This window comes from Rhodobacter aestuarii, assembly GCF_900156655.1.
In the GTDB taxonomy this organism is placed as follows: domain Bacteria; phylum Pseudomonadota; class Alphaproteobacteria; order Rhodobacterales; family Rhodobacteraceae; genus Rhodobacter; species Rhodobacter aestuarii.
Window position 1 is genome coordinate 1 of the sequence record NZ_FTOG01000025.1, and the last position, 4623, is coordinate 4623.

The 4623-nt window shown below is 64.9% G+C and carries 2 protein-coding genes and 1 tRNA gene; 1 reads left to right on the top strand and 2 read right to left on the bottom strand.

Features of this window, described 5'->3' with window-relative positions; all coding sequences use genetic code 11:
• Window positions 1-17 precede the first annotated feature (17 nt).
• Window positions 18-94 (top strand) — tRNA-Met (locus BW967_RS18275).
• Here the strand turns inward: BW967_RS18275 and BW967_RS18280 are convergent.
• Together BW967_RS18280 and BW967_RS18290 are read right to left on the bottom strand one after the other, a co-directional pair.
• A complete protein-coding gene (locus tag BW967_RS18280) occupies window positions 51-1799 on the bottom strand; it encodes a recombinase family protein (RefSeq protein WP_076486550.1) in 1749 nt (582 codons plus the stop codon). The genes BW967_RS18275 and BW967_RS18280 overlap by 44 nt on opposite strands.
• 789 nt (window positions 1800-2588) lie before the next feature.
• A complete protein-coding gene (locus BW967_RS18290; RefSeq protein WP_076486548.1) occupies window positions 2589-4469 on the bottom strand; it encodes an AAA family ATPase in 1881 nt (626 codons plus the stop codon).
• Between the last annotated feature and the right edge of the window lie 154 nt (window positions 4470-4623).

Below are 4623 nucleotides of genomic sequence, written 5' to 3' on the forward strand. Positions count from 1 at the left end.
GCGCCACAAAACACCGGCGCGGGGTGGAGCAGCCCGGTAGCTCGTCAGGCTCATAACCTGAAGGTCGTAGGTTCAAATCCTACCCCCGCAACCAACACTAATTCTTCCATTATATCAACGGCTTGTGGTCGCGAAAGCGGTCCGCTCGACACAAGTTGTGTCTCTGGGGCCCCAGGCCCCGCCGTTGATCGCCTCACCGCATGCACAGGCTGGCCCGTTGCCACACGCAAAAGCCCCGCGAGCGAGCCGTGGAGATCCGCAACCAGTTCCACGCCTCCCTTCGCCGTCGCGGACGGCACGGGACGCAGGACGATCTTCTCGATCAGAGCCCGCAGCGTCTCCTTCGCCTCGCTCGCATGATCGGGTGTGCTCAGCGCCGCAATCAGATCCCGGATCCGCACCCGATACGCCCCCGCCATCGACGGGTGATACCGCATCGATGACGGGGCAGGGGCGGCTGCAAGCTGTGCCTCAAGCTCCGTCTTCTGTGCTTCCAGCTTCTCCATCCGGTCCTTGACGCGCGCGGCGGGAACGCCCGCCAGAAGGGCATCGACCAGCTTGTCGAGGTTGCCCGTCACCTCGCGGAGGTCTTTCTCCCTGGCCGCGCGCCCCGCATCCGCAGCCTTCGCTAGCCGGTTCCGCTCCGCCGTATATTCCTCGCAAAAGACTTTTACCGCCGCGTCGTCCATCAGGTGATGCTGTAACGCGTGCAAAACCCGCCCCTCGAGGTCGTCCTTCTTGATCACCGTCATGTTGGTGCAGACCGCACGGCCCTTGTTGCGCGCGCCAGAGCAGCCGAACCCGTCCCTGCCGACCTTCGCGAAGCCCGCACCACAGCAGCCGCAGACCATCAAACCCGAAAGAAGATACTTCGGTCGGCGACGATCCCAGATCGGCACATCGGTCCCCTTGGACTTCAGCGCCCCTTGGCGCGCCCGAACCGCCTGCCACAGGTCATCGTCGATGATACGAAGGTCCGGCACATCCGTGATCTCCCAAGCTTCCTCGGGGTTCAACCGGCTGATGCGTTTGCCTGTCTCGGGATCCTTGGCATAGGTCAGTCGGTTCCAGACCTGCTTGCCCACATAGAGTTCGTTGTTGAGAATCCCCGTGCCCCGCTCGCGGTTCCCGTGGATCGTCGAGGCGCTCCAATACTTCTCTCGCGGTGCCGCAATGCCCTCGAGGTTCAGCATCTCGGCGATCTTCTTCGGTGAAAGTCCTTCGGCATAGGCGCGCATGATCCGCTCGACAACAGCGGCTTCCTCCGGATGGATCTCGCGATCTCCACGGATCGGCTCACCCTCGGCGCTATAGCGCCGCACGGCGCGATAGCCATACGTCAACCCACCGGCGGATTTGCCCGCCAGCGCCCGACCGCGCAAGCCTTCGCGGGTCTTCTTGGCGAGATCCTTGAGAAAGAGCGCATTCATCGTCCCCTTGAGACCGATATGTAGTTCCTCGATCGGCCCTTCGCTTACGGTCTCGATCGGGATGCGGAGGAACTGCAGCGTTTGGTAGAGACTGGCGATGTCGGCCTGATTGCGCGAGAGCCGGTCAAGCGCATGGGCGATCACGACGTCAAAGCGTCCACCGCTCCGTGCGTCCTGAAGGAGCCTCTGGATCCCCGGACGCATCAGACTTGCACCCGAGGTGGCTCGGTCGGAATAGACTTCGACAACGTCGTAGCCCTGCCGTATGGCAAGCGCGCGGCAGACACGGAGTTGATCCTCAATTGAGGCGTCGCGCTGTTTGTCGGTCGAATAGCGCGCGTAAAGCGCGGCACGAAGCGGTTTGCTCATCAGCGAGTCCCTCAGATGAGAATGTGGAACAGATTGAGCGGGCCCGCCTGCTCCGTCAAGAATGGCGGATCCGCGCGATCATCGCGAGATGCGGGCGGTCTTTGGGGACGTATCGGCGTGGTCGGCCCGTGCTGCTTCCCGGGCAAGGGCACGGAGGAAGGCAAGCAGCAGGGCGTAATCTCCTTCGCGCGGCGTCCCGACCGTCGGCCTGACGGGGAACTGTGCCGCCCTGTCCTTCCCGCGTTCTGTCCGCTTGCGTGCCATGACATGCCTTTCCCGGTCCCGCGCGCGAGGCTCTCGCGGCGGGGGATGGTGATACTTTGCTGACCGGGAAGGGCCCCGGGGCCGTTGTCACCATCATAGCCTGAAGTGGCTGCGGGCGGCGTTCCAAATTGCCATGGCTCTGCACGCAATTGTGGAAAACCCCGTTGAAAATACGGAGAATTCTCTCTCCAGAGGGGGGACGGCGCGACCGTGCTTCGCGGCGGGATCGGGGCTGCAAGAGGCAAAGTTTTACCAAGAGGGAGTTCTCCAGATTTTGGGGCCGACGGGGGCTCTGAAGCGCGATCGGGCCCTGCGTGCGCGATCTTTGCGATTTGGTTTTGTGCCACGGGGCACTGGCGTGGACGTCATTGCCCGGTAAGTTGGCGATCGCGGCTGTGCGCGGCGAAGTTTGCGAATAAACTTCGTGCAAATCCGCGAGATGTCGACGTTGATCGCGCTGTCGGCCCGGCGATCAGAGGCCGCGCCGACGTTTTTTGTACATTCTTTTGACCGGGGCCTGTGCGGTCACGACGGCGCGGTGGGCGCCGCATCGGCGGCGATATCCGAGAGCCAAGGGGCAAGCGCGGTCTCGTCGAGATCGCGATGTGCGCGCAGGTGATCGGCGAGCCGCTCGATGAGATCACGGTGGGGGGCGAGCAGCGCGCGGGCGCGGCGCTCGAATTGGTCCAGCTTTGCGCGAAGGCGGTCGCGGTCATCGGATGAAAGCTGCTGCATATCCGGCTCTCCGAGCCACGCATTGCCGTTGCAGCCAAGGCCGAACTCACGATCGAATTGCAACTGCAATGCAGAGGCCTGCGCAAGATCGCTGTCCGCGCTGCCACCGGCGCCGGCGCTGATCGAGCCGAGCAGCAACCGCTCTGCGGCCCGTCCGGCAAGGATGATCGTCAGCTCATCCTCGAACTCGGGCGCTGTGCCTTCGTGAATGGCTGAGGCGCGGGAGGTCGAACCGCCTTCAGGGGCGATCTGCATCCGGCGCACCGGCACCGCGCCCAGCAGCGTGGCAACAATGGCGTGACCACATTCATGGACGGCGATGCGGCGGTCATACCCCGCCCGACCGGGCTCTGTCGCGTGCAGCATGGCCCTCAGTGCCCGGGCCGTGAGCCGGTCTCCGGCCCGGCGCGCGGCGGCCCGGGCCGCGCGCAGTCGAGCATCGATTGCCGCCGGGGTCTGCCCGGAGAAGGCGAGGGCCAGCGCCGCGAGATCTTCGGGGCGCTCCTCGGGCAGCGCGCGGTGCAGCATATGCCGGATCTGCGCCTGCGTTGGCAGCGGCAGGGAGAGATGCAGATCAAACCGGCCCGGGCGCAAAATGGCCGGGTCCACCGCCTCCGGATGGTTGGTGGCGGCGATCAGGATCACGCCCTCCGCGCGGGTGAGCTGATCGATCTGGGTGAGCAGCGCGTCGATAACATTAGCGCGATAGTTTGCGTTATGTTGGTCTTTGCCAACGCGTGAGCCGGCCGCATCGATCTCGTCGATGAACAGCACCGAGGGCTGCTTCTGGCGGATGGCTTGGGCAAAGGAGCGGCGCATCTCGCGCAGCATGTCTCCAAGGTGGCCGGCGCTTTGCCAGTTCCCCAGCGTTGCTTCGACAATGGGCACGCCCGCCGTCGCCGCGATGGCGCGCGCGAGCACGGACTTGCCGGTGCCCGGTGCGCCCGTGAGCATGAGCGAATGGGGCAGGTCGCTCCACCGCGCGCTGCCGCGGCGCCATGCGGCCAGGTCGGACACGATGTCCGCGGCTGCCTGATGGGCCGGGCTGTCGCCGCCGATCTCTTCAAGCGTCATGTCGGAAGATGCATCGGCCATGGGCGCCAGAAGCGCCGCCAGCTTGCAGGCTACAGCGGGTGCGTTCGGTTCGCGCAAGGCGGACATCAGGCTCGCCATATCCATGCCGGCCAGGCGCGCGTCGCCGGGCAGAAGGGGGGCAACCAACGTGCGGTCGATCTTGCCAGTCGCGGAGTGGGTTTGTGCCAGCAGCGCCAGAATGATCTCCCGGTCAATGGGCGCGAGCGGGATCGCCGGTGGCAACGCTCGGCTTAGATCCGACGACAGACGGGCGCCAATGGGCAGAAGGATCATCAGCGGATGCGGCCGTGCCAAGGCTGGGAGGATATCGGCCTCGAGGTGCGCGATCGCGGGCTCGGTGATTTTGTTCGTGCCGCTCTCTGTCGGGCGCAGCAGCTGCAGCACAGCTGTTTCTCCGGTGCGCGGGGCGTACGCATATGATGTCCAGTCTTTCGGCAGAAAAAGGCGGCCGATCGCAGTGCCCGCGCTGGCGAGTTGCATGGGCTCGAAACCCGTGACGACAGTGCAGGCGCGTCGGTCGAGCGCCGTCCGGAACCGCTCTTGGCTGCCGAATGTGGCGGCGAGTCGCAACGCCATCAGGATTTTGTCAGGTGCGATGAACCGCTCTGGCTGGTCTGCACCAGTCTCATCCTGCGCCCACCATCACTTCGACCGGCGGTCGAGCTCCGCCATCGCAAAATACGCGCTGGCCTTGCGAAGGATCTCGTTCGCTTGGCGCAACTCCCGGTTC